This window comes from Pseudooceanicola nanhaiensis DSM 18065, from assembly GCF_000688295.1.
Lineage (GTDB): Bacteria > Pseudomonadota > Alphaproteobacteria > Rhodobacterales > Rhodobacteraceae > Pseudooceanicola > Pseudooceanicola nanhaiensis.
On record NZ_JHZF01000014.1, the window covers coordinates 91,467 to 114,143 of the forward strand.

The following is a 22,677-nucleotide window of genomic DNA, read 5'->3' on the forward strand; positions in this document are numbered from 1 at the left end:
TGGCCCCGTGTCATGGAACCCTTACCCAATTGTCATTCGTCTGATACATGAGGCGCCACCCTGCGCCAAGACACGAACCGAGAAGACCCCCGCGTGACTTCCCCCGACCATCCCGGCCCGCGGACCCTGGCCCGCGCCTATTTCGCAAGCTCCAAGTCGGGCGAGGAACTGCGCGGCAACTGGGTGATGTGGGTGCTGCACCGCTGGCCGAGCTTCGTGCTGACGTCCCTGTGCCTGCGGGCGGGGATCCGGCCCGACCGGGTGACATTGCTGGGCGGGGCGCTGGTCTGGCTGCTGCCGCTGATGGCCTGGCTGCTGCCGCCCGCAGGGGCGGCCTGGGCGGTCTGCGTGACCGGGTTCGTGGTGATCGTCCTGGATTGCGTCGATGGCGACGTGGCCCGCTGGACGGGCATGACGAGCGCACGGGGCGCGCGGCTCGACTTCATCGTCGACATGACCTTCTGGGGGCTGCTCTACCTGTCGATCGGGATCATCGCGGCGGGCGGCACCTTCGGCGGCTGGGCCGTGCTGGGCATGGCGGCGGGCTGGGCGCGGCTGCTGGCGCGCGTGGTCAACGACAGCATGGGCGGCCATTCGACCGAGGCGGCGCCGGCCCGCTGGACCCCGCTCGCCGTGGGTGAGGCCGCGGTGGTCGGCCTGTCCGGCGCGATCCCCTTCCTCGCGCTGGCCGCGCCTTCGGCGCCCTGGGTCGTCTGGCTGCTGCTCGGCTACAGCGCGCTCGATCTGGGCGACGCGCTGCTGCGCCTTCTGAGGTCCGACGCCGCATGAAGATCGTCCACGTCAGCCCCTACCCGATGGCGCGCCCCGGCGGGGTCCAGAGCAACGTCCGCGACCTCTGCGCCTGGCTCGACCGCTCCGGGCACGAGACGCGCATCGTCTCGCCGGTGAGCCCCGGCGCGGATCTGGCGCCGGGCGAGATGGCGCTTGGCCGGGCGCGCGAGATGTCGCTGCACGGCACGGGGTTCGAATTTTCGCTCGCCGGGCCTGGCCGCCTGCGCGCCGCGGTGCGCGCGCTGCGGGACTGGGGGGCCGAGATCGTCCACCTGCACACGCCGTGGACGCCGATGATGCCGTGGCAGCTCTGGCGCCGGCTGGACCTGCCGAGCGTGGCCACCTTCCATGCGACCCTGCCCGAGACCGACCGCCCGGGGATCGAGGACCGCTACATCGCGCGCGCCGCGCGGCATTTCCACGCCCGGCTGGACGCCCTCGTGGTGCCCTCCGTCGCGCCGCTGCGGCAATGGGACCGTCTGGGCGTCACGCCGCTGCCCGAGGTGCTGCCGCCGACCATCGACCTGGCCGACTGGCGGGCGGGCGACACCGGCGGCATCCGGCGGCCGGGGCCCTTCCGGGTCGCCTACCTGGGCCGGTTCGAGGCGCGCAAGGGCGTCGACGTCCTGCTGAAGGCCTGGGCGCAGCGCCCGCCCGCGCTGCGCGATGCCGAGCTGGTGCTGGCGGGGCGGGGCGACCTGCCCGGCCCGCTGCCCCAGGGCGCGCGGCTGGTGCAGAGCCCCGGCCGGTCCGAGGCGATCCGCCTGATCGCCGATGCCGACGTCTCGGTCGCGCCGGCGGGCTACGGCGAGAGCTTCGGCCTTGTCCTGATCGAGGCGATGGCGGCGGGCACCGTGCCGGTGGCGGCGGCGAATGTCGGCTATTCCACCGTGATGACGGGCGCGGGCAGCGCGCTGCTCTTCCCGCCGGGCGATGCCGCGGCACTGGCTGCACGGCTGGCCGAACTGGCGACCGATCCCGCGCGGCTGGCCCGGCTGACCGACTGGGCGCGCGGGCATGCCATGGCCTATGACGTGAGCCGGGTCGGGCCCGAATACGTCGCGCTCTACGAGCGCGTGCTCGGCCGTTCGTAGGGGGAGGGCTCGGGGAACCGCGCCTCGAGCCAGCGGCGCATCCACGCCACCATGCGCGGGTTGGGCCGGTCCCCGAAACTGTCGTTGAAGGTGGCGGTCAGGGGGGCACGGCGCTCCATCCGGCGCATCGTCCAGAGCGTCCACGGCATGAAGTTCTCGATCGAGACATAGCCCTCGACTGCCCGGGTCTCTGCCGTGCTGGCGGCCCGCGCCGTCCCCTCTGCCACCGCGTAATGCGGATAGAGCACCTCGGGCGGGATGTTGTCGGTGCCCCGGAAGCGGCTGGCGCGGGTGGCGGCGGTCTCTTCCGGGAAGGCGGCGAGCATCGCGGCATATTCCGCCCGGTCGATCAGCCGCGGCCCGTGGATCACGTGCCTGCGGGGGGCGGGGCCATAGCTCCGGTCGAGCAGGTCGGCCGTGTTGGCCAGCGCGTGGTTCCAGGGGCTGGCCTTCGGGCCGAGCCTGCGCGCCACGGGCAGCTTCGCCTGGGTGAAATGCGAGACGCGCCGCCCGTCCCGGTCCTCGAGCGCCTGCATCAGCCCGGGGCGGAGCAGCACCATGTCGTCCTCGAGGTAGAGGAACCGCGCCCCGAGCCCGGGCAGCAGGTGCAGATGGCTGACGATGGCGAAGGAGTTGAAGGTCGGCAGGATCTCCGGCGCCATCACCGCATCGTGGTGGTGCACGGTGATGCCCTCGGCGTCCGGGTCCAGCCACCGGGGGATCTGCGGGCGGCAGGTCAGCAGGTGGACATGCCCCAGCTCGGGCAGGTGCCTGAGCGAACGCAGCGAATAGCGCAGCAGGTCGAGGTTGTCCCGCGTGCGGTTCGGGTTGGTGTCGGCGGGCACGTCCGCGTAGCGCGACAATTGCTCGGCATAGCCGGGAAAGGTGTCGTCCACCCAGGTGTAGACCACGTCGATCTTGCTGGTGTTCTGAGCCGTCATGGCCAACTCGCATAGCCGTCCCGGCGGCGCTTGGCGAGAGGGGAATGCCGGGTTGCCGCGCCCGGAACCCCATGCCACAAGAACCGCGCCCGGCGCAGACCGGGCGCGGGACGGGACAGATGCACAGATGAGCCGGGGAACGCTGATCATCGCGGCCGATTTCGGGACCTCGAGCGTGAAGCTCGGGGTGGTCGCGGAAGGGATGAAGCTCCTGTCGCGGCGGATCGAGAGCTACCCGGTGCAGCTGGGATCCGGCGGGGTCGCCGAACAGCGGCCCGAGGAATGGTGGGCGGCCCTCGCCCGCGGGCTGTCGCACATCGAGGCGGACATGCCCGGCACGCTGTCCCGGGCCGGGGCGCTGGTCTTCTCGGCCCAGATGGCGGGCGTGACCTGCGTGGACCGCGACGGCGTGCCGCTCCGGCCCGCGATCATCTGGCAGGACATCCGCGCCGCCCGCCTCGCCCGCGGGCTGATCGGCGGCTTCCCCGAGGCCCTGGGCTACAACCTGCCGCGGCTGGCGAAGTGGATCCGGGTGGCCAACGGTGCCCCGGCCAAGAACGGCATGGATCCGATCGCCAAGATGCATTTCCTGATGCGGGAAGAGCCCGAGACATGGGCCCGCACCTATCGCACGCTCGACGTGAAGGACTGGCTCGTGCACCGCGCCACCGGGCGTTTCGTGACGACCGGCGACAGCGCGAACCTGACGTGGCTCATGGACACGCGCCCCGGCCGGGAGGGCTGGTCCGAAACGCTGTCCGAGATGACCGGAACGCCGCTCGACAAGCTGCCCGAGATCGTCGACGGCTGCGAGGTGGTCGGAGAGCTCACCCCGCGCGCGGCGGCCGAACTGGGCCTGCCCCCGGACCTCGCGGTGGTGGCGGGGGGCGGCGACGTGACGGCGACCGCGCTCGGCTCGGGCGCGGTGGAGGACGGCGCGTTGCACCTGTGCATCTCGACCTCGGCCTGGGTCAGCGGCTTCTTCCCGAAGCGCGTGATCTCGGTCCCGCATTCCTATGCCACCGTCGCCAGCGCCGCAGGGTTCCGGCCGCTCCTGATCGCGACGCAGGAAAGCGCGGGCTCGGCGCTGGACTGGGTGGCGCGTCTGATGGGCTATGGCGACACGCCGGACCTCGCCGCGGCCTACGGAGAGCTTGGCACCTGGCGCGACGACGACCCCTTCCTGCTGCCGTGGTTCGCGGGCGAGCGGGTGCCGGTCGACAACGATGCGCTGCGGGGCACGATCTACGGCCTGTCGATCGACCATGACCGCCAGGCGGTCGCCCGCGCGGCGATCGAGGGCGTGGCGCTGAACCTTCGCTGGGCCTACGATTCCGTGGCGAAGAAGCGGGGTGTGCAGCTCGACGGTCCGCTGCCGCTGGTCGGCGGCGGCGCGGCGAACCCCGAGCTGGCGCAGACCGTGGCCGACGCGCTGAACCGCGAGGTGACCACCGGCGAGACCCGGTTCGCGGGCGTGCTGGGCACCGCCGCGCTGGCCGCGCCCTACATGGGCTGGGACCGCGACGTCTGGCACGCGGCCGCGCGGCTCGGCAATCGCGTGCAGACGCGCTATGCCCCGCTTCCGGGACGGCGCGAGATGCTGGAACGGCGCTACGCGCGGCTCAGGACATTGCGGAAGCGGATGGTGAAAAGCTACGGGAGCGGGGCATGATCGACGGTCTCATAAAGCATGTGCTGGACCCGCTTTGGGAAAAGGCCTCGACCCCGCTGGTCAAGGCACGGATGACGCCGAACCAGGTGACGCTGGCCGGGCTGGGGCTGATCTGCCTCGGCGCGGGGCTCTATCTCTGGCACCGCAGCGACCTGGTCTTCGGGCTGTGGCTGGCGGTCTCCTTCGCCTTCGACGCGCTCGACGGGGCGGTGGCGCGGCGGCGCGACATGCGCTCGAAGGCGGGCGGCTACCTCGATGCCATGGTGGATCGCTATCAGGAGCTGGTCGTGCTGGCCGCCATCGCCCATGTCCACGACCTCTGGGCGCTTGCCCTGCTGAGCTTCGCGGGCAGCGTCATCACCTCCTACGCCAAGGCCCGCACCGCGCTCGAGGCCGAGATCTCGAACGACGGCTGGCCCGAGCTCTTCGAGCGGCTCGAGCGGATCATTTACACCTGCGTGCTGCTCGTGGTCGCGGGGCTGGTGCCGCAGGCGTGGGTGCCGAACGTGATGGCGGCGGGGCTGCTGATCTTCGCGGGGCTGACGAACCTCACCGCCCTTCAGCGGGGCTGGCGGGCTTTCTCGATGCTGCGCCGGATCGACCGTGGGCCCGGAGGATGAGCACGAATTCCACCGCGTGCAGCATGAGATAGGCCATCAGCGCGGCGATCACCACGACCTCGGTCGAGACGTAGACGGCGTAGAGCGTGGCCGAGTCCCAGACGTCCTTGGCCACGAAGAGCCCGAGGTAGAACACCGTCAACAGAAGCGCGCAGACCGCGAACCACGTCCGCATCCGCGTGGCGACCGGATGGATCAGCCCGAGCGCGCGGCGCGTGCCGACGGCCTCGCACTGGCGCAGCACCTCGACGCAGACGAAGATCGAGATGATCTGCCCGATGGCGGCCGAGAAGAACAGCAGGTAGCTGCCGATCATGTGCAGGTCGTTGTCGATGGCGAGCGTGTAGACCGACTGCATGACCATCCCGATCGAGACCGGCAGCTGGATCAGGAAGATCCCCAGCCCGCGCCACGCCAGCTGGCGGCGCTCGGGCTCGGGCAGCGGCAGGGCCGCCGCGGTCCGGATGTAGAGCAGCGAGATGATGCCGGCCCCGATGGCGAGCAGCACCGCGCAGACCGACAGGGCAAGGCCCATGTCGGCGCCCAGCGGGACATCGGCCATGGCACGGCTGATCGTCGGCGGTTTGCGCAGGCTGTCTTCGGGAAAGGCCGCCATGTATTCCCAGCGGATGCGGACGATCCAGTAATCGATATAGGCCGGCACGGCGAAGGTGCAGAACAGGCCGAGCGCGGCGAGCGGTGCGGACATCCGCGCGGGCGGAGGGCTGTCGGGCCGCGCCCTGTCGTCGTTGTCGGTCATGCGGTCGTCTGCCCCCGGGGTGATGTTGCCCCGTCCTAGCCGGTCGGAGGCATCTGGGCCAGCGGGGCCGGCGCCTGTCGCGGCTTTTTGTCCGTGTCTTTACGGCTTTGTCACGTTACGTGTCCGACCTGTCGCGGCGTGTCGGCTTGCATTCCGCGGCCGCCCCCGGCAAAGCGGTGCCGCAATCCGCGCACAGGAACGAGGACAGGCATGACCGGCAGCACTTTCCCCGCGGGAGCGGGCGCATGATGACGATCCTCTGGTGGCTTCTGGGCCTCGCCGTCGTCCTGGGCGTGGTGGCCTTCGCCATCGCGTGGCATCACTACCCGTTCAAGAAGTGGGTGATCCGCAACCTCGATCCCTCGTGGCGCCGCCGCGCGCGGACCGACAGCTTCCCGCCCGAACGGATCGCCGAGGAAGAGGCCGACATGTTCGTCTCGTCCACCGTGATGCGCGACGCCTGCGACATCATCTGGGAAGAGTTCGACGACGGTCCGCCCGCGACCCTGACCGACCCGCATCCGCATGGCACGGTGATCTGGGTGAACACCAGCCTGGTGCCCCGCTTCATCGAGGAATTCCTGCCGCGCATGCAGTCGAAATTCGTCCTCGTCACCGCGCGCGAGAATAACCCGACCCGGTTCTTCGACGTGGAGCGGGTGCTGGGCGACGACAACGTGCTCTGCTGGTTCATCGAGAATTACGAGTTCTCGCCGCATTACCTCGAGACCGGCCGGATCGTGCCCCTGCCGCTCGGCATGAACTATCACAAGCTCGACCCGAACAGCCCGAACCGCTCGGGCGACATGGGCGTCTCCGCGGTGCCGGGCGCGCAGCAGGCGCAGCTGAGGACGATCCGGGACGAGATCGCCCCGATCCGCGAGCGGCCGCTGAAGGTCTACTGCAACTTCCAGCTCAACATGGACACCTTCCTGCGCCATCACCACGCGCTGCCGCGCGCCGAGGCGCGGGCCGAGGCGATCGCGGCGCTCAAGGACAAGCCCTTCTCGATCATCGAGCCGCGGCAGACCACCCGGAACGACGTCTGGCGCCGCCACAAGGAGGCCGTGTTCGAAGCCTCGCCGCGCGGCAATTCCATCGACTGCCACCGGACGTGGGAGGCGCTGCTGCTGAAGTCCATCCCGATCGTCAAGACGACGCCCATGGACCCGATCTACGAGGGGCTTCCCGTCGCCATCGTGCAGGACTGGTCCGAGGTCACCGAAGAGCGGCTGCGCGGCTGGCTCGAGGAATTCGCGCCGTGGTTCGACCGGCCGCTGCCGCCCGAGATGTATTCGAACCACTGGATCGCCCGCTTCCATGCCTGGAAACCGGCCGAGCTGCAGCCACGGCTCAGCGGCCACGGCGCGACCGTCACGACGGCCGCGGCGTCCTGAACCCTTCAATTCGCCACCGCCTCGCGCTATACGGGCGGGTCATGCGGACCCGCCCGCCCGGAACGATACGAAGTTGATCCGACCATGCTGAATCTCGTCTCTTTCGTCTGGAACGGCGTGCCCGGTCCCAAGTACCGCGTGATCGCCATGTCGATCATCGTGGGCCTCGCCAACGGCGCGATGCTCTCGGCGATCAACGGGGCGATCAGCGCGCGGACGGACGGGACCTTCGACTGGACCTACCCGGCGCTCTTCCTCGCGGCCGTGCTGGTCTTCTTCGTCGGCGGCTACTTCGCGATGTACCGCGCCACCGAGATGGCGCAGCGGTTCACCCAGACCCTGCGCGAGACGACGATCCGCAAGGTGCAGGGCAGCGCGCTGCGCAATGTCGAGCGGTACGGGCGCGGCGAGATCTACACCCACATCACGCGCGATTCATGGACCCTGGGCGGGATCTGGACCAAGCTCGTCACCGCGTTCCAGGCGATGCTGGTGGTGTCCTTCTGCCTCGTCTACCTCGTCTGGCTCTCGCCCGTGGTCTTCGCGCTGACGGCGGTGGCGATCGCGGTCGGCATCTGGGTCTACTTCCTGCAGGAGAAATTCGCCAAGTCGCACCTCGTCGCGGCGCGGCGCCACGAGGTGCGCCTGTTCGGCGGCGTGGGCGACATGCTGGACGGGTTCAAGGAGCTGAAGCTCTCGCAGCCGATGGCCGAGGGGCTGATCCAGGAGCTCGACTGGAACAACGACCAGGCCCGCCGGCATTTCGTGCGGGCGGAGTTCCTGTTCTACGCCACCTCCATCATCTCGAAGGCGATGCTCTTCCTCCTGCTGGGGGTGATCGCCTTCGTGCCCGCGGAATACATCGGCACGCGCTCGGCGCAGACCTTCCAGACGCTGGCCCTGCTGCTCTACCTCGTGCCCCAGCTCGAGCAGATGGTGAACATCGTCTCGCCCATGATGCAGGCCGAGGTCGCCAAGCAGCGGCTCGACAGCCTCGACACGGCGCTGGCGCGCGAGGACGTGGGCCGGATCGAGGGCGTGGGCTTCGGCGAGGGGCTGAGGCTCAAGGGCGTGGAGCTCGACTACACCGACCCCGAGCTCGGCACGACCTTCACCCTCGGGCCCATCGACTTCGCGGCCCGCCCGGGCGAGATCGTCTTCCTCGTGGGCGGCAACGGGTCGGGCAAGACGACGCTGATGAAGGTGCTGGCCGGGCTCTATCCGCCCGACCGTGGCGAGGTCAGGCTGGGCGACACGGTGCTCGACCTGCGGTCGATCGGGTCCTGGCGCGACCAGATCGCCTCGGTCTTCCACGACTTCCACCTCTTCGACAAGGCGTTCGGCCACGACCCGGAGCGCGACTTCGACCACATCCGGGACGAGATCGCGCGCGTCGGGCTCGCCGACAAGGTCACGCTGAACGAGGACGGTTCCTTCTCGACCGTCCGGCTCTCCACCGGGCAGCGCAAGCGGCTCGCGCTGGTGCTGGCGCGGGCGCAGAAGAAGCCGCTGCTGCTGCTGGACGAATTCGGCGCGGAGCAGGACCCCGAGTTCCGCGCGTTCTTCTACACCGATTACCTCGATGCGCTCCGGGCCGAAGGGATCACCGTGATCGCCGTCAGCCACGACGACCGCTACTTCGGCACCTGCGACCGGCTGGTGAAGCTGGACCTCGGCCGCATCGTCCACGACGGGCCGCCCGACGTGGGCGCGGACGGGCTGTCGCTGCGCCCCGCCCGCGAGGCCTGAACCCGCGCGGCTAGCGGTTCTGGAAGACCCGCCGCAGCAGGACGAGGGCCAGCGCGACGAGGCAGAGGCCGACGAGGTCGCCGAACGCGTAGACCGCCATCACCGGCCCCCAGTTCACGGGCGCGATCTGGCCGCTGAAGACGAAACTCTGGCCCAGAGAATTCAGCACCGAGGTCACCAGCCCGACCAGCAGGATCCGGTGCCAGCGCACCCGCCGCCCCCGGCCGGCCCGGTCGACGATGCCCGCGATCCGCAGCGCCTCGAACCCGATCAATGCGCTCAGTGCGCCCACGAGGATCGAGAAGAAGAGCACCGGTTCGGTGATGTTCGACGCGGCTTCGGGCGTGAAGAGCAGCTCCGAGAAGTAGGCGCCCAGCATCAGGCCCGGCACCGCGCGCCAGCCCCAGACCCAGATCGACAGGACCCGCACGCCATGCGGCAGGTAGGCGAGGCTGGCGAAGACCGTCACCTCGGGAAACAGGCGCGCCTGCAGCGGCGTCAGTACGAGCGCCGTGATACCGTGGCACAGCACGTAGGCCGCGAAGACGATCGCCGTCATCGCGACATAGGGCCCCGCTCCGGAGGGGGCGGAGACGTCTCGCGCCGGGTCCTTCAAGCGTCCTGCGGAGGTCGTCGGAGGCCCGGCGCGGTGTCGTATATGTCGCCGGTCTTCATCATCTCCCCGTCGATCTGGGTGAGCAGGTCGAAGATGTCCTCGCGCGTCCTTTCGTCCGTGACGTAGCCGAGGATATGACGGAAGACCCAGCGGGTCTTCGACAGGTGAAGCTGGTGACGCAGCTGCGTGTCGGCCAGGTCGTATCTGAGCTGCGCGTTCTGTTCGCGCAGCTCGGACAGGGATTTCTCGTCTTTATCAGGCATCTGGGCAACTTTCCAAAATGCACTCGACCGCGCTCCCGCAGCCCGGTCAGGAGTCCAGTCTAGGACCGGCATGCGACGGAATCAAACGGCGCGCACATATCGGGCCGATCCGATGCGTGAAGGCCACGGATGGCGATCCCTTGAGGACTCGAACCCCAAACCTGCTGATTAGAAGTCAGCTGCTCTATCCAGTTGAGCTAAGGGACCGCTGGTGCCTGATTACCCAGCAGGCTCCGGGCGGTGCAAGCGAAACCGCGCTGCGGGGTGCGATTCCGTGCCGTCGCCTCTGACGGGTCAGGCGTGGCGGGTCGGCCCCTCCGTGCCCTGCGCCTCGTGCCAGGCGAGGATGGCCTCGTTCACGGCGGAGAGGCTGCCGGGGCGGTAGCGCTCGGGCAGGGTGGTGTCGCCCCATCGGGTCAGGACGGTGTCGTGCACCTCTTCGAGGCGTTCCGGCCCGATCCGGTCCTTGGGGCGGAAGCGGGTGATGCTCTCGCCCAGGCCGCGCGAGGGCCTGGAGCGGTTGCTGAGCGGGCCGAGCGGCTTGCACTCCGCCCGGATGGCGTCCCGCTGGGAGGCATTGACGCAGAGCCCGGCCCGTTCGGCGCCCTCGATCATCCAGTCCAGCGCGATGCTGGAGAGGTCGCGGATGTCGCCGCCGCCGCCGACCGACCCGTGATCGCCCGCGAAGAAGAGCTCCCGGTAGGGCAGGGCGGAGGGGTCCGGCGCTGCGGCGTTCAACTCGGCCACGTTGGTCCAGCGCGCCGGCTCGAAGGCCCGGCGGCGTTCGTCCAGCGCGACAGCATGGCGGGCGGAGGCGACCATGCTGGACAGATCGGCGTCGTGAAAGCGATAGCGGCGCCGGGTGAGGCTGCCGATCACCGGCACATGCGCGGGCACGCCGAGCGCACCCACCGTGTCCCAGACGCCGAGGAAATCGATGCGGAGCCGTGGCGCGTCCGGAAGGCCCTGCGCACGGCGCCACTCGGCCTCCTGCCGGCTCGTGACGAGGCCGGGCGACATCTCGGAGCGGAAGCGGTGGCTTTCGTCGCTGTCCGGATGGGTCGTCGGATCGCCCATCGTGCGGTAGCGCCGGATCGCCTCGGGGATGCGGTCGAGCGCGTTGCGGTTCACGATTCCGGTTGAGCGGATGAAGCCCGCGAGCGAGCGCGCGGTATAGGCGCCGCGGGAGAAGCCGAAGATCTGGATCGCGTCGCCGGGTTCGTAGAGGAAGACGAGGTGGCGGTAGGCCTCGACGATGTTCTCGAGCAGGCCCCAGCCGAAGGCCCCGCCAAGCGTCCGGTCGAGCGTGCGCGACAGCCAGGTCACGCCGTCGCCGGTGCCGACGCCCTGGATGTAGATCGGGATCTGCACGGTGCCGGAGGCGTCCGACGGCTCCACCGCGCGGGCCAGTTGCACCACGTTGGTGGGCGTGGTGCTGTCGGACCTGTTCCAGGTCCCGTCACAGAAGATGACGATGCGCTTCACGGCTCCGCTCCAAGCTGCGCCCCTCCGGCGGGGCGGCCTGCGGCCATTGAAGGCGCAACCGGCGCTCGGATCAAGTCAGAGTTGTGCGGAGACGTTGGTCTTCAGCTGAAGGTAGCGTCGCGGGCACGCCGCCGCCTGGGTCAGTGGGTCCAGACCGCGCGACGGTTGGTGGCGAAATTCTCGCCATAGCCGCCGGGGCGGACGTTGGGCTTGCGCTCCTTCGGCTCGGTCACGACGGCTTCGATCCCGTGGTCGCGGGCGTAGTCCAGCGCCTCTTCCTTGGTGTCGAACCGCAGCCGCACCTGGGCCTGCGTGTCGTCGGAGGAGGTCCAGCCCATCAGCGGATCGACCTCGCGCGCGGAGTCGGGGAAGTAGTCCAGCACCCATTTCTTGGTCCGGGCGGTGCCGGATTGCGTGGCCGTTCTGGCAGGGCGGTAGATACGTGCGGTCATGCGAAGAAACTCCCCGGAAGTCGAAGGTTTTATGCTGAAATTCCTGCCCGGCGGCAAGTCCGAAATCCGGACGATCCGAGGCGTCGTCGGTTCCGGCTGCCCCTCCGCGGGATCGGGGAGTGAGGGGATCGGGGGATCCCGCGGCGGGGCAGCCAGTTCCGCTGCATGCAGGAATCAGATTATGAGGGTGAGTCGCATCTCCGCAAGGGGCAGATCCCGGTCAGGCGCAGGGTCCGGGCGGATGTTCGCCGACATATCAACGCCATGCGGAGACGCTTCGGTCTCTGCAGCCGATGGTATCGAGCGGGTCCGCCCCGGGGGCTCCGGCCTGCTGCTGCCATCTGCTGACACCACGCTGTCAGCAAGTCCGGCCCCGCGCCCTTGCGTTTCCGGCGCCGGGACACACATCATGGCAGTACTCCATCCGAGGTTCCCCGATGCCCCCGCAAGACGCCGACACCCTGCCGATGATGAACGCCCCCGCGCCGGACGTGCGCGCGCGCGAGAAGCTCGAGGGCGGCAAGCGGCTGGTGATGAAGACGGAATTCTCCGCTGCAGGCGACCAGCCGACGGCGATCCGTGAGCTGTCGGGCGGCATCGGCACCGGCGAGCGTGACCAGGTGCTGCTTGGCGCGACCGGGACCGGCAAGACCTTCACCATGGCCAAGGTGATCGAGGAGACGCAGCGCCCGGCCATCATCCTCGCGCCCAACAAGACGCTGGCGGCCCAGCTCTACGGCGAGTTCAAGGGCTTCTTCCCGGACAACGCGGTCGAGTATTTCGTGTCCTATTACGATTACTACCAGCCCGAGGCCTATGTCCCGCGGTCGGACACCTATATCGAGAAGGAATCCCAGATCAACGAGCAGATCGACCGGATGCGCCACTCGGCCACCCGGGCGCTGCTGGAACGCGACGACGTGATCATCGTCGCCTCGGTGTCCTGCATCTACGGCCTCGGCTCGCCCGAGCTCTACATGGCGATGACGATGGACCTCGTGGCGGGGCAGAGCTACGACCAGCGGCAGGTGATGGCCGACCTCGTCGCCCAGCAGTACAAGCGCAACGACCAGGGCTTCCAGCGCGGGTCTTTCCGGGTGCGGGGCGACAGCCTCGAGATCTGGCCCGCGCACCTCGAGGACCGGGCCTGGCGGATGTCGTTCTTCGGCGACGAGCTCGAGGCGATCGACGAGTTCGATCCCCTGACGGGGCAGAAGACCGGCAGCTACGACAAGATCCGGATCTACGCCAATTCGCACTACGTCACGCCCAAGCCGACGATGAAACAGGCGATCGAGGGCATCAAGAAGGAGCTCCGCCAGCGGCTCGACCAGCTGGTGGCCGAGGGCAAGCTGCTGGAGGCGCAGCGGCTGGAGCAGCGCACCAACTTCGACCTCGAGATGCTGGAGGCCACCGGCGTCTGCAACGGGATCGAGAACTACTCGCGCTATCTCACCGGCCGCGCGCCGGGCGAGCCGCCGCCGACGCTCTTCGAGTTCATCCCAGACGACGCCATTGTCTTCTGCGACGAGAGCCACGTCTCGGTCCCGCAGATCGGCGGCATGTACCGGGGCGACTACCGGCGGAAGTTCACCCTGGCCGAACACGGCTTCCGGCTGCCCTCCTGCATGGACAACCGCCCCCTCAAGTTCGAGGAATGGGACGCGATGCGGCCCCAGTCGATCTATGTCTCCGCCACGCCCGGAAGCTGGGAGCTGGAACAGACCGGCGGCGTCTTCACCGAGCAGGTGATCCGTCCCACGGGCCTGCTGGACCCGCAGGTCGAGATCCGGCCCGTCGACATGCAGGTCGACGACCTTCTCGACGAGGTCCGCAAGGTCGCCGCCGACGGCTACCGGACGCTTGTGACGACCCTCACCAAGCGGATGGCCGAGGACCTGACGGAATACATGCACGAGCAGGGCATCCGCGTCCGCTACATGCATTCCGACATCGACACGATCGAGCGGATCGAGATCCTGCGCGACCTGCGCCTCGGCGCCTTCGACGTGCTGATCGGCATCAACCTGCTGCGCGAGGGGCTCGACATCCCGGAATGCGGGCTGGTCGCGATCCTCGACGCGGACAAGGAGGGCTTCCTGCGGTCCGAGACCTCGCTGATCCAGACCATCGGCCGCGCCGCGCGGAACGTGGACGGGCGCGTCATCATGTATGCCGACAAGATCACCGGCTCGATGGAGCGCGCGCTGGCCGAGACCGAGCGGCGCCGCGAGAAGCAGATCGCCTACAATGAGGAACATGGGATCACGCCGGCCACGGTGAAGAAGAACGTCGATGACATCCTCGCCGGGCTCTACAAGGGCGACGTGGACATGAACCGCGTGACCGCCAAGGTCGAGAAGCCGGTCGCGGGCGGGAACCTGCAGGCCCATCTCGACGGGTTGCGGGACGCCATGCGCAAGGCGGCCGAGAACCTCGAGTTCGAGGAGGCCGCGCGGCTCCGCGACGAGGTCAAGCGGCTGGAGGCCGTCGACCTCGCCATCCACGACGACCCCTTGGCGCGCCAGCAGGCGGTCGAGAAGGCGGCGGACGAGGCGGTCGGACGGAGCGGGCGCTCCACCGCCGGGCGCCCCGGCCAGCGCGGCGGCAACGTGAAGCGGCGCAAACGCTAGGCATCCTCTCCGAGAGGGCGCTTGCGGCGGCCATGATCCTCGCGCAGGTCAACGAAGGTCAACAACGTCCTGACGCGGGGCCGCCATGCGCCGATCTTCCGCCGCGGCCCCTGTGGCCGCGCTCGCCATCCTCGCCGGTGGCGCCGCCGCCGCGCAGGAGCAGACGGCGCAGGCCTGCGATCCGAATGACAGGGGATGACACGGGCGCCTGCGTGCCGATCGCCCCGGACGTGGAGTGCGCCGACGGCTCCGGCCACGGACGTGCTTAGGTGCGGGGTCCCGTCCGGGTCATCGGACGGGACGTCCACGGGCTCGACCGCGACGGCGACCGGATCGCCTGCGACTAGGCCCGGGCCCCGGGCAGCGCCTCGGCCATCGCGCTCCAGAGCGTCTCGAGCGGTTCGATCCCCACCGACAGCCGCACGAAGCCCGGCGCCACGGCATCGCCCCAGCGGGCACGCCGCTCGGCACTGGTGTGCACGCCGCCGAACGAGGTCGCGGGCTGGATCAGCGGGCAGGTGGTGATGAAGCGCTCCGCGACCGCCTCGCTCTCGAGCGTGAAGGAGATCAGGAAGCCGCCATGGGCCATCTGCTTGAGCGCCGGGTGGTTCGACATGCCCGGATAGCGCAGATCGGACACCGCGGGGTGCTCCGCCAGCCGCCCGGCAATCGCCTCGGCCGAGGCGACCATCCGGCTCAGCCGCAGTTCCAGCGTCTCGAGCCCGCGCAGCGTCAGCCAGGCCTCGAACGGCCCCGGGATCCCGCCCGCGAGCTTCCGCCAGTCCTTGATCCGCGCCAGCAGCGCCTCGTCCCGCGTCGCCACGTGGCCCATCAGCAGGTCCGAATGTCCGTTCGGCGCCTTGGTGTCCGAGGCCACCACGATGTCGGCGCCCAGGTCGAGCGGCCGCTGCCCGAGCGGCGTCATCGTGGTGTTGTCGACCACCAGCAGACCGCCCGCGGCATGGACCTTCTCCGCCGCCGCGGCGATGTCGCAGAGCTCCAGCCCCGGGTTCGAGGGCGTCTCGAGGAACACCAGCCGGAAGCCGTCGAACCCGCCCTCGTCGAAGCGGGCGGTGTCGCGCAGCACCATCTCGACGCCGAGCGCCTTCAGGAACTGGTCGCCCAGAAGCCGTGTGGTGTAATAGCCGTCCGTCGGCACGAGGATGCGGTCCCCGGCGGACAGGCAGGCGAAGAGCGCGGCCGAGATCGCGCCCATCCCCGAGGGGAAGGCCAGCGCCGGCGCCTGCTCGAGATGCCCGAGCGCCGCCTCCAGCGCGGCCCATGTCGCATTGTCCATCCGCCCGTAGCCCGGAACGCCGGCCGGGTCGCCCGGCAGGTGGAACATCGAGGCCATCTCGACCGGCGCCACCACCGGCGCCCCCTTCTCCAGCCCCTTGGCGCGCAGGTGCAGCAGGGTCGCGGCGAGTGTCTCATCGGTCATGGGTCGGCTCCTCGAAATCGTGTCGCCGCCAGCTATCCGCAACCCGCGCCGCTCCGCAAGCGCGACTCCCCGTCTTTCCTCTGGTCCCCACCTTCCTCTGGTCAATGTATCCCGGGGGGAGTCGGGCCGCAGGCCCGGCGGGGGGCTGGCCCCCCTCCGCCCCTGCCACAGGCGAAAGGGGCGGACCGATGGCCCGCCCCCCGTCATGCGCCCGCCTGCCGCTCAGCGCAGGTCGGGATGCTTGTAATCCTCCAGGAGCCGCTGGCGCAGCGTCAGTTTCGACACCTTGCCGGTCGCGGTCAGCGGCAGGTCCTCGACCCAGATGATGTCGTCGGGCAGCTGCCACTTGGCGAAATGCTCCGACATCGACTGCTGCAGCGCGTCGAGCGAGGGCTTCTCCTCGCCCGCCGCCACCGCCACGAGGATCGGCCGCTCGTCCCATTTCGGATGCGGCACCGCGATCACCGCGGCCGAGGCGACCCCGGGATGCGCCATCGCCGCGTTCTCGAGGTCGATGGACGAGATCCACTCGCCGCCCGATTTCACCAGGTCCTTCGCCCGGTCCTGGATCGACAGCACCCCGTTCGGATCGATCGAGGCCACGTCGCCGGTTCCGAACCAGCCGTCCGCATCCAGCGCCTTGGCGGTCGCCTCCTCGTTCTTGAAGTAGCCCGAGACCACGGTGTTGCCGCGCACGTAGAGCTCACCCACGGCCTCGCCGTCCTTCGGCAGCACCTTGCCGTCCTCGTCCACGATCTTGAAATCGACCCCGAAGCAGCGGCGGCCCTGTTTCTGCTTCATGTCGAGCCGTTCCTCCAGCGGCGCGTCCTTCAGCGTCGCGGGCAGGACCCCGTGCGAGCCGACCGGGCTCATCTCGGTCATGCCCCAGGCGTGGGAGACGGAGGCTCCCATTTCCTCGAACCCCTTGATCAGCGAGCGCGGCGCGGCGGAACCGCCGACGACCACGTCCTTGAAGCCCGCGGGCATCTGGCCGCGCTTGCGGATCTCGGCCATCAGCCCCATCCAGATCGTCGGCACGCCCCATGCGGAATGCACGACCTCCTTGTCCATCAGGTCGTAGAGGCTGGCGCCGTCCAGCGCCGCGCCGGGGAAGACGATCGAGAGCCCCGCCAGCGGCGCCGAATAGGGCAGGCCCCAGGCGTTCACGTGGAAGAGCGGCACGACGGGCAGCACCTTGGCGCCTTCGACGAAACTGTCGGATTGCATGACGATGATCATCATCGCGTGCAGCACCGTCGAGCGGTGCGAATAGAGCGCGCCCTTCGGGTTGCCGGTGGTCCCCGAGGTGTAGCAGAGGCCGGCCGCGGTGTTCTCGTCGAACTCGGGCCACTCGATGGTCTCGGGCTGGCCCTCCAGCAGGTCCTCGTAGCAGAGCGCCTCGAAGGCCAGGTCCTTCGGCATGTGCGCCCGGTCCGTCATGATGACGTAGGTGAGGTCCTTCGGCAGGTGATCCTTCACCGCCGCGATCAGCGGCACGAAGGTGGTGTCGAGGAAGAGGAGCTTGTCCTCGGCGTGATTGACGATGTAGATCAGCTGCTCGGCCGAGAGCCGCGGGTTGATCGTGTGGCACACGGCCCCGATGCCGGAGATCGCGTAATAGAGCTCGAAATGGCGGTAGCCGTTCCAGGCGAGGGTCGCGACCCGGTCGCCAAGCTCCACCCCCTGCGCCTGCAGCCCGTGGGCAAGCTGGCGGGTCCGTTTCACGGCGTCCGGATAGGTGTAGCGGTGCACGTCTCCCTCGGTGCGGACCGAGACGATCTCGCCCTGCGGATACTGCTCTGCGCCGAATTCCAGAATCTCGCTGATCAGCAGCGGACGCTGCATCATCATGCCCTTCATGGGTCTCCTCCCGTTTTCTTCTTAGCGATTTGTTAGCGCGGCTCCGACACCTGCGAAAGTAAATTTCGCAGAATCCGGAGGGTGGCCGCCGATGCCGCGCTGCGGCATTCCAAATATAGGGAAAACAAGGTGAATTCACTGGTCACTGCCGCGCGGCTTCCTATGGTGGCGGCAATGCGAAACAGGGAGGCATATCTCGATGAAGGCCATCGTCTGCAATGAATTCGGTCCGCTGAGCGACCTCGAGTACAAGGACCTTCCGGACCCCGAGGCCGGCCCCGGCCAGGTCCTGATCAAGGTCGAGGCCTGCGGCGTGAACTACCCCGACGGGCTGCTGGTCCAGGGCAAGTACCAGGTCCGCCCCGACCGGCCCTTCATCCCCGGCTCCGAGGTCGCGGGCGAGATCGTGGCGCTCGGCGAGGGCGTGACCGACCGCGAGGTCGGCCAGCGGGTCGTCGGCTATGCGGGCCAGACCGGCTATGCCTCGATGGCCGCGATCCCGGCGGCCTCGACCTTCCTGCTGCCCGAGGGCGCGGACGCGGCCGAGGCCTGCGCGCTGATCATCGCCTACGGCACCTCGCACCACGCCCTGAAGCAGCGCGCGCAGCTCAAGCCGGGCGAGACGCTGGTCGTCTTCGGCGCGGCCGGTGCGACGGGCGTCGCCGCGGTGCAGATCGGCAAGATCATGGGCGCGACGGTGATCGCGGTCGTCTCCTCCGAGGAGAAGGGCAAGATCGCGAAGGAGTGCGGCGCGGACCACGTGATCGGCTACGACGGGCTCAAGGACAAGGTCAAGGAGCTGACCGGCGGCAAGGGCGCCGACGTCTGCTACGACGTCGTGGGGGGCGAGGCCTTCGACGCCGCCTCGCGCTTCATGGCGCGCAACGGTCGGCTGCTGGTGATCGGCTTCGCGAGCGGCGACATCCCGAAGTTCCCGGTGAACCTCGCGCTGGTGAAGGAATACGCGGTGGTCGGCGTCTTCTGGGGCAATTTCACCCGGGCCGAGCCACAGGTCTACGCCGAGAACATGCGCGAGCTGCTCGACTGGTTCGGCAGCAGGACGGTCAAGCCGATCGTCGCCGGGCGCTTCCCGCTGAAGGACGCGGCCGAGGTGCTCGAGACGGTGCTCGGGCGCGGCGGCGTCGGCAAGTTCGCCCTGATCCCCGAAGGGGTCTGACGCAGAGACAGGCGCAGGGCCTTTCCGCGCCGCGCGGCGCGGGGAGGCCGCTGGAGGGAGGAGGAACCCCATGGCCACGAAACGCTGGAAACTGAAACCGAAGGGCTCGAACTGGGGGGAGTTCGGGGAGGACGACCAGCTCGGTCGTCTGAACCTCATCACCCCCGAGAAGGTCCGGCAGGGCATCGCCGAGGTGCGGGAGGGCCGGACCTTCTGCCTTTCGCTGCCGCTCGACCGGCCGGGCGGCAACGCGCTGAACCCGCGCCGCCACCCGCCGGTGCTGCGGCCCACCCTGCGCGGCGAGGCGGTGAACTTCCTCGCCAGCGACGGGGCGGCGCCCGACGTGCTCTGCGACGATCTCGTCATCATGCACCTGCAATACTCGACCCAGTGGGACGCGTTCTCGCATGTCGGCGGCCGTTTCGACGTGGATGGCGACGGGGTGGACGAGCACGTCTTCTACAACGGCTTCCGCGCCGGGCAGGACATCACCGGCCCGTCCGATCCGCAGGACGCGGGCGTCCGGTCGGGCATGAAGGGCGAAAGCACCTCGCGTGCGGCCAAGCTCGGGGTGGAGAATGCCGCCGTCCACGGCATGCAGGGCCGCGCGGTGATGATCGACCTGCGCGCGCATCTGGGCGACGGGCGGACCTACGTCGGCTATGACGAGCTGATGCGGGTGATGGAGGCCGACGGGGTCGAGGTCGAACAGGGCGACATGGCCTGTTTCCACACCGGCTTCGGGCAGCGCATCCTCGACATGGCGGCGCCGGACGAGGATGTCCTGCACAACGCCTGCGCCGTGCTGAACGGGCGGGACGGCAAGCTCCTGCAATGGATCACCGACAGCGGCGTCTCGGCGCTGATCTCGGACAATTACGCGGTCGAGGGGCTGCCCGCGCAGCCCTGCGACCACGACCACGAGATGTGTTCGAACCTGCCGCTGCACGAACATTGCCTGTTCAAGAACGGCATCCCGCTGGGCGAGCTCTGGCACCTGACGCCCCTGGCCGAATACCTGCGGGCCGAGGGCCGGACCCGGTTCCTGCTCACCGCGCCGCCGCTGCGCCTGCCGGGCGCGGTCGGCTCGCCGGTGACACCGATCGCCACGGTCTGAGGCGGCAGCGCCTCAGAGCCCCGAGATCGCCAGCGCCTCGGCCAGCATCGGCGCCAGCCGCGCGGCCCAGGCGCGCTGGCCCTCCGGCGTGGCGATCAGGTCGTTCCGCAGCTCGATGAGCACGTTGGGCCGCCCGTGGTCGATCGCGTGCCGCTCCACCGCGTCGCCGGGCAGGTGGCCGCCGTAGGGCTCGTTCTCGCCCACGCAGAGGTCCGGCTCCTGCCGGAGCCGCGTCAGCAGCGCCTGCGCCAGCCGTTCGTCGCGGCCGTAGAGCACGCCGACCTGCCAGGGCCGGGGCGGCCGCCCGCGCAGCTGCGGCGTGAAGGAATGGATCGACAGGAGCACCGTGTCGTCCCGCCGCGCCGCCAGCCCCGCGAGCGCGGCGTGGTAGGGCCGGTAACAGGCGTCGAGCCTGCGCTCCAGCTCCTCGGGGCCGGCGTGCCGGTTCGCCGGGATGATCGAGCCGTCGTAGAGCTTCATCAGGAGCGTCGGATCGTCCTCGCCCCGGTTCGGGTCGATCACCAGGCGCGAGAAGTTCGACAGGATCGCGGGGCCATCCAGCGCCTCGGCCAGCGCCAGCGTCACCTCGGCGGCGCCCGGGTCGTAGGCGATGTGGCGGTTCATGTCCGCTTGCGGAAGGCCCAGCGACCCGCCGCCGACGAAATCCGGCACCGTGTTCGCGGCGTGATCGCAGGTCACGAGCCAGCGGGACGGGCGGTCTGCGCCAATAATTTGGTAGGGCTTGTATGTCATGCCTGCGTCACCCGGCCGTGGCACGGCTCTGTCGGTTGTTGCCTCATGGGAAAAACGCAATACTAAGGGCGGGGCTCGGGCACAAGCGGCGCCCAACGGGCAGTCAAAGGAGAGACATGAGACGCCTTCGCAACACGAAGATCGTCGCGACCCTCGGGCCGGCGTCGAACGATTACGAAACGATCCGGGCGCTGCACGAAGCGGGGGCCGACGTCTTCCGCCTCAACATGAGCCACGGCAGCCATGACGAGATTCGCGAACGCCACCGGATCATCCGCCAGATCGAACGCGATCTGGACAGCCCGATCGCCATCCTCGCCGACCTGCAGGGGCCGAAGCTGAGGGTGGGGGCGTTCAGGAACGGCTCGGAAGAGCTCGAGGTCGGCCAGCGCTTCCGGCTCGATCTGGACGAGGCGGAGGGTGACGCGACCCGCGTGACGCTCCCGCACCAGGAGATCTTCGACGTGCTCGAACCGGGGCAGAAGCTGCTGGTCAACGACGGGAAGATCCGCCTGAAGGTCGTGGAATGCGGGCCGGATCATGCCGATTGCGAGGTGACGACCGGCGGCACGATCTCGAACCGCAAGGGGGTGAACGTGCCCGACGCGGTGCTGAACCTCGCGGCGCTGTCGGAAAAGGACCGCGATGACCTGGAATTCGTCTGCCAGCTGGGCGTGGACTGGCTGGCGCTGTCCTTCGTCCAGCGCCCCGAGGACGTGCAGGAGGCGCGGAGCCTCGCCGGCGGCCGCGCGGCGATCCTGTCCAAGATCGAGAAACCGGCGGCGGTGAAATCCTTCGACGCGATCCTCGAGGCCTCGGACGGGATCATGGTCGCACGCGGCGACCTGGGCGTGGAGCTTCCGGTGCACGCGGTGCCGCCGATCCAGAAAAGCCTCGTCCGGAAATGCCGCAACGCCGCCAAGCCGGTGATCGTCGCGACCCAGATGCTGGAAAGCATGATCGAGAGCCCGATGCCCACCCGGGCCGAGGTCTCGGACGTCGCGGCCGCGATCTACGAGGGCACCGATGCCGTCATGCTCTCGGCCGAGAGCGCGGCGGGCAGCTTCCCGGTCGAGGCGGTGAAGACGATGGACAGCGTCGCCAAGTCGGTCGAGGACGATCCGCTCTACCGCGAGATCATCGAGGCCAGCCGCAGGGTGGTCCGCGGCACCGTCGCCGACGGCATCGTCGCCGCCGCCCGCGAGATCGCCGAAACGACGGACATCAAGGTGATCTGCTGCTTCACCGAAAGCGGCACCACCGCGCTGCGCGTCGCGCGCGAACGGCCCCGGGTGCCGATCATCGCGATGACCTCGAAGCGTGGCACCGCGCGGCGGCTGGCGCTGTCCTGGGGCTGCAACACGGTGATGACCGGCGAGCTCGAACGCTTCAAGCAGGCGGTGGTGAACGCCGCCCGCGCCGCCCGTGTCGGCGGCTACGCGACCGAGCAGGACCAGATCGTCGTCACCGCCGGGGTGCCCTTCAACCAGGAGGGCACGACCAACATCCTGCGCGTCGCACCCTGCCAGGAGCGGCTGATCTACGCGACCGATCCCGGCTGACGTGGACGGCGCCCTGAACCTCGTGATCGGCACGATCCTGATGTGCCTCGCCATCCCGTCGCTGCTTTCGGCGGTGATGGACCGGCGCTTTCCGCTGGTGGCGCTGCTGGTCTTCTGCGCGGGCGCCGCGCTGATCGTGGTCGAGGCCGCGGCGCGCCACCGCGGCCTGCCCGGCGACATGGCCGCGGTGCAGGCCTTCGCGACGCAGACCCTGCCCGCGACCCTCGCCCAGGTGCCCCATGCCTTCCTGGAGGTCGCGGGGCAGGTGGTCTCGGGCTTCTACTGAGGCTTGC

The 22,677-nt window shown here is 69.4% G+C and carries 20 protein-coding genes and 1 tRNA gene; 11 read left to right on the forward strand and 10 right to left on the reverse strand.

Annotated features, from left to right (window positions below; translation table 11 throughout):
- The first annotated feature begins 93 nt into the window (after positions 1–93).
- Together Q344_RS0117475 and Q344_RS0117480 are read left to right on the forward strand one after the other, a co-directional pair.
- Complete coding sequence (locus Q344_RS0117475) at positions 94–789, forward strand: CDP-alcohol phosphatidyltransferase family protein (RefSeq protein ID WP_028287898.1); 696 nt, start codon at positions 94–96, stop codon at positions 787–789.
- Complete coding sequence (locus Q344_RS0117480; RefSeq protein ID WP_028287899.1) at positions 786–1,886, forward strand: glycosyltransferase family 4 protein; 1,101 nt, start codon at positions 786–788, stop codon at positions 1,884–1,886. The genes Q344_RS0117475 and Q344_RS0117480 overlap by 4 nt, the downstream gene beginning before the upstream one ends.
- Here Q344_RS0117480 and Q344_RS26175 read toward each other — a convergent pair.
- On the reverse strand, positions 1,859–2,827 hold the full coding sequence (locus Q344_RS26175; RefSeq protein ID WP_036539828.1) for a stealth conserved region 3 domain-containing protein: 969 nt from the start codon (positions 2,825–2,827) through the stop codon (positions 1,859–1,861). The two genes, Q344_RS0117480 and Q344_RS26175, sit on opposite strands and share 28 nt — an antisense overlap.
- Positions 2,828–2,954: 127 nt before the next feature.
- Between Q344_RS26175 and Q344_RS0117490 the strand changes: the two genes are divergently transcribed.
- On the forward strand, positions 2,955–4,499 hold the full coding sequence (locus tag Q344_RS0117490) for a xylulokinase (protein ID WP_028287901.1): 1,545 nt from the start codon (positions 2,955–2,957) through the stop codon (positions 4,497–4,499).
- Complete coding sequence (locus Q344_RS0117495; RefSeq protein ID WP_028287902.1) at positions 4,496–5,119, forward strand: CDP-alcohol phosphatidyltransferase family protein; 624 nt, start codon at positions 4,496–4,498, stop codon at positions 5,117–5,119. The genes Q344_RS0117490 and Q344_RS0117495 overlap by 4 nt, the downstream gene beginning before the upstream one ends.
- On the opposite strand, the gene Q344_RS0117500 is transcribed toward Q344_RS0117495, so the two are convergent.
- Complete coding sequence (locus tag Q344_RS0117500) at positions 5,049–5,879, reverse strand: Frag1/DRAM/Sfk1 family protein (RefSeq protein WP_028287903.1); 831 nt, start codon at positions 5,877–5,879, stop codon at positions 5,049–5,051. The genes Q344_RS0117495 and Q344_RS0117500 overlap by 71 nt on opposite strands.
- Positions 5,880–6,124: 245 nt before the next feature.
- Between Q344_RS0117500 and Q344_RS0117505 the strand changes: the two genes are divergently transcribed.
- Positions 6,125–7,276 (forward strand): hypothetical protein, encoded by a 1,152-nt coding sequence (locus tag Q344_RS0117505; protein WP_028287904.1) that lies wholly within the window; start codon positions 6,125–6,127, stop codon positions 7,274–7,276.
- An 84-nt stretch (positions 7,277–7,360) separates the two neighbouring features.
- Entirely contained in the window at positions 7,361–9,025 is a 1,665-nt protein-coding gene (locus Q344_RS0117510) for a cyclic peptide export ABC transporter (RefSeq protein WP_028287905.1), read from the forward strand.
- Between the two features lie 10 nt (positions 9,026–9,035).
- Here the strand turns inward: Q344_RS0117510 and Q344_RS0117515 are convergent, their stop codons facing one another.
- The 5 genes from Q344_RS0117515 to Q344_RS0117535 form a co-directional block, all read right to left on the reverse strand.
- The gene (locus Q344_RS0117515) at positions 9,036–9,641 is read right to left on the reverse strand and encodes a hypothetical protein (protein ID WP_244881792.1); all 606 of its coding nucleotides are present in this window, start codon (positions 9,639–9,641) and stop codon (positions 9,036–9,038) included.
- Positions 9,638–9,904 carry a hypothetical protein gene (locus Q344_RS0117520; protein WP_028287907.1) on the reverse strand — a complete coding sequence of 89 codons (267 nt, stop codon included), beginning with the start codon at positions 9,902–9,904 and terminating at the stop codon, positions 9,638–9,640. The genes Q344_RS0117515 and Q344_RS0117520 overlap by 4 nt, the downstream gene beginning before the upstream one ends.
- A 130-nt stretch (positions 9,905–10,034) precedes the next feature.
- Positions 10,035–10,111, reverse strand: a tRNA-Arg gene (locus tag Q344_RS0117525).
- Between the two features lie 87 nt (positions 10,112–10,198).
- Positions 10,199–11,389, reverse strand: coding sequence for a DUF2235 domain-containing protein (locus tag Q344_RS24330; protein WP_051630795.1), 1,191 nt, complete (start codon positions 11,387–11,389; stop codon positions 10,199–10,201).
- A gap of 140 nt (positions 11,390–11,529) precedes the next feature.
- A complete protein-coding gene (locus Q344_RS0117535) occupies positions 11,530–11,841 on the reverse strand; it encodes an ETC complex I subunit (protein ID WP_028287908.1) in 312 nt (103 codons plus the stop codon).
- Positions 11,842–12,278: 437 nt separating this feature from the next.
- Between Q344_RS0117535 and uvrB the strand changes: the two genes are divergently transcribed.
- Positions 12,279–14,474, forward strand: a complete 2,196-nt coding sequence (uvrB, locus tag Q344_RS0117540; RefSeq protein WP_028287909.1) for an excinuclease ABC subunit UvrB — start codon at positions 12,279–12,281, stop codon at positions 14,472–14,474.
- A gap of 343 nt (positions 14,475–14,817) precedes the next feature.
- On the opposite strand, the gene Q344_RS0117545 is transcribed toward uvrB, so the two are convergent.
- Both Q344_RS0117545 and Q344_RS0117550 read right to left on the reverse strand, forming a co-directional pair.
- On the reverse strand, positions 14,818–15,915 hold the full coding sequence (locus Q344_RS0117545; RefSeq protein WP_028287910.1) for a cystathionine gamma-lyase: 1,098 nt from the start codon (positions 15,913–15,915) through the stop codon (positions 14,818–14,820).
- A gap of 222 nt (positions 15,916–16,137) precedes the next feature.
- Positions 16,138–17,775, reverse strand: a complete 1,638-nt coding sequence (locus tag Q344_RS0117550) for a long-chain fatty acid--CoA ligase (protein WP_028287911.1) — start codon at positions 17,773–17,775, stop codon at positions 16,138–16,140.
- Positions 17,776–17,974: 199 nt separating this feature from the next.
- Between Q344_RS0117550 and Q344_RS0117555 the strand changes: the two genes are divergently transcribed.
- Both Q344_RS0117555 and Q344_RS0117560 read left to right on the forward strand, forming a co-directional pair.
- On the forward strand, positions 17,975–18,952 hold the full coding sequence (locus Q344_RS0117555; RefSeq protein WP_028287912.1) for an NADPH:quinone oxidoreductase family protein: 978 nt from the start codon (positions 17,975–17,977) through the stop codon (positions 18,950–18,952).
- Positions 18,953–19,022: 70 nt separating this feature from the next.
- Complete coding sequence (locus Q344_RS0117560; RefSeq protein WP_028287913.1) at positions 19,023–20,069, forward strand: cyclase family protein; 1,047 nt, start codon at positions 19,023–19,025, stop codon at positions 20,067–20,069.
- 12 nt (positions 20,070–20,081) lie between these two features.
- On the opposite strand, the gene Q344_RS0117565 is transcribed toward Q344_RS0117560, so the two are convergent.
- Positions 20,082–20,822: an N-formylglutamate amidohydrolase gene (locus tag Q344_RS0117565; protein WP_028287914.1), complete on the reverse strand. Its 741-nt coding sequence runs from the start codon at positions 20,820–20,822 to the stop codon at positions 20,082–20,084.
- Positions 20,823–20,938: 116 nt separating this feature from the next.
- Between Q344_RS0117565 and pyk the strand changes: the two genes are divergently transcribed.
- Positions 20,939–22,384, forward strand: coding sequence for a pyruvate kinase (pyk, locus tag Q344_RS0117570; RefSeq protein ID WP_028287915.1), 1,446 nt, complete (start codon positions 20,939–20,941; stop codon positions 22,382–22,384).
- A gap of 1 nt (position 22,385) precedes the next feature.
- Positions 22,386–22,670 (forward strand): hypothetical protein, encoded by a 285-nt coding sequence (locus tag Q344_RS0117575; protein ID WP_028287916.1) that lies wholly within the window; start codon positions 22,386–22,388, stop codon positions 22,668–22,670.
- The last annotated feature ends 7 nt before the right edge of the window (positions 22,671–22,677 follow it).

Coding starts and splice junctions, on each gene's coding strand:
- Q344_RS0117480 (WP_028287899.1), top strand. CDS start 786: ATGAAGATCGTCCACGTCAGCCCCTACCCGATGGCGCGCCCCGGCGGG.
- Q344_RS26175 (WP_036539828.1), bottom strand. CDS start 2,827: ATGACGGCTCAGAACACCAGCAAGATCGACGTGGTCTACACCTGGGTG.
- Q344_RS0117490 (WP_028287901.1), top strand. CDS start 2,955: ATGAGCCGGGGAACGCTGATCATCGCGGCCGATTTCGGGACCTCGAGC.
- Q344_RS0117495 (WP_028287902.1), top strand. CDS start 4,496: ATGATCGACGGTCTCATAAAGCATGTGCTGGACCCGCTTTGGGAAAAG.
- Q344_RS0117500 (WP_028287903.1), bottom strand. CDS start 5,879: ATGACCGACAACGACGACAGGGCGCGGCCCGACAGCCCTCCGCCCGCG.
- Q344_RS0117505 (WP_028287904.1), top strand. CDS start 6,125: ATGATGACGATCCTCTGGTGGCTTCTGGGCCTCGCCGTCGTCCTGGGC.
- Q344_RS0117510 (WP_028287905.1), top strand. CDS start 7,361: ATGCTGAATCTCGTCTCTTTCGTCTGGAACGGCGTGCCCGGTCCCAAG.
- Q344_RS0117520 (WP_028287907.1), bottom strand. CDS start 9,904: ATGCCTGATAAAGACGAGAAATCCCTGTCCGAGCTGCGCGAACAGAAC.
- Q344_RS0117535 (WP_028287908.1), bottom strand. CDS start 11,841: ATGACCGCACGTATCTACCGCCCTGCCAGAACGGCCACGCAATCCGGC.
- uvrB (WP_028287909.1), top strand. CDS start 12,279: ATGCCCCCGCAAGACGCCGACACCCTGCCGATGATGAACGCCCCCGCG.
- Q344_RS0117545 (WP_028287910.1), bottom strand. CDS start 15,915: ATGACCGATGAGACACTCGCCGCGACCCTGCTGCACCTGCGCGCCAAG.
- Q344_RS0117550 (WP_028287911.1), bottom strand. CDS start 17,775: ATGAAGGGCATGATGATGCAGCGTCCGCTGCTGATCAGCGAGATTCTG.
- Q344_RS0117555 (WP_028287912.1), top strand. CDS start 17,975: ATGAAGGCCATCGTCTGCAATGAATTCGGTCCGCTGAGCGACCTCGAG.
- Q344_RS0117560 (WP_028287913.1), top strand. CDS start 19,023: ATGGCCACGAAACGCTGGAAACTGAAACCGAAGGGCTCGAACTGGGGG.
- Q344_RS0117565 (WP_028287914.1), bottom strand. CDS start 20,822: ATGACATACAAGCCCTACCAAATTATTGGCGCAGACCGCCCGTCCCGC.
- pyk (WP_028287915.1), top strand. CDS start 20,939: ATGAGACGCCTTCGCAACACGAAGATCGTCGCGACCCTCGGGCCGGCG.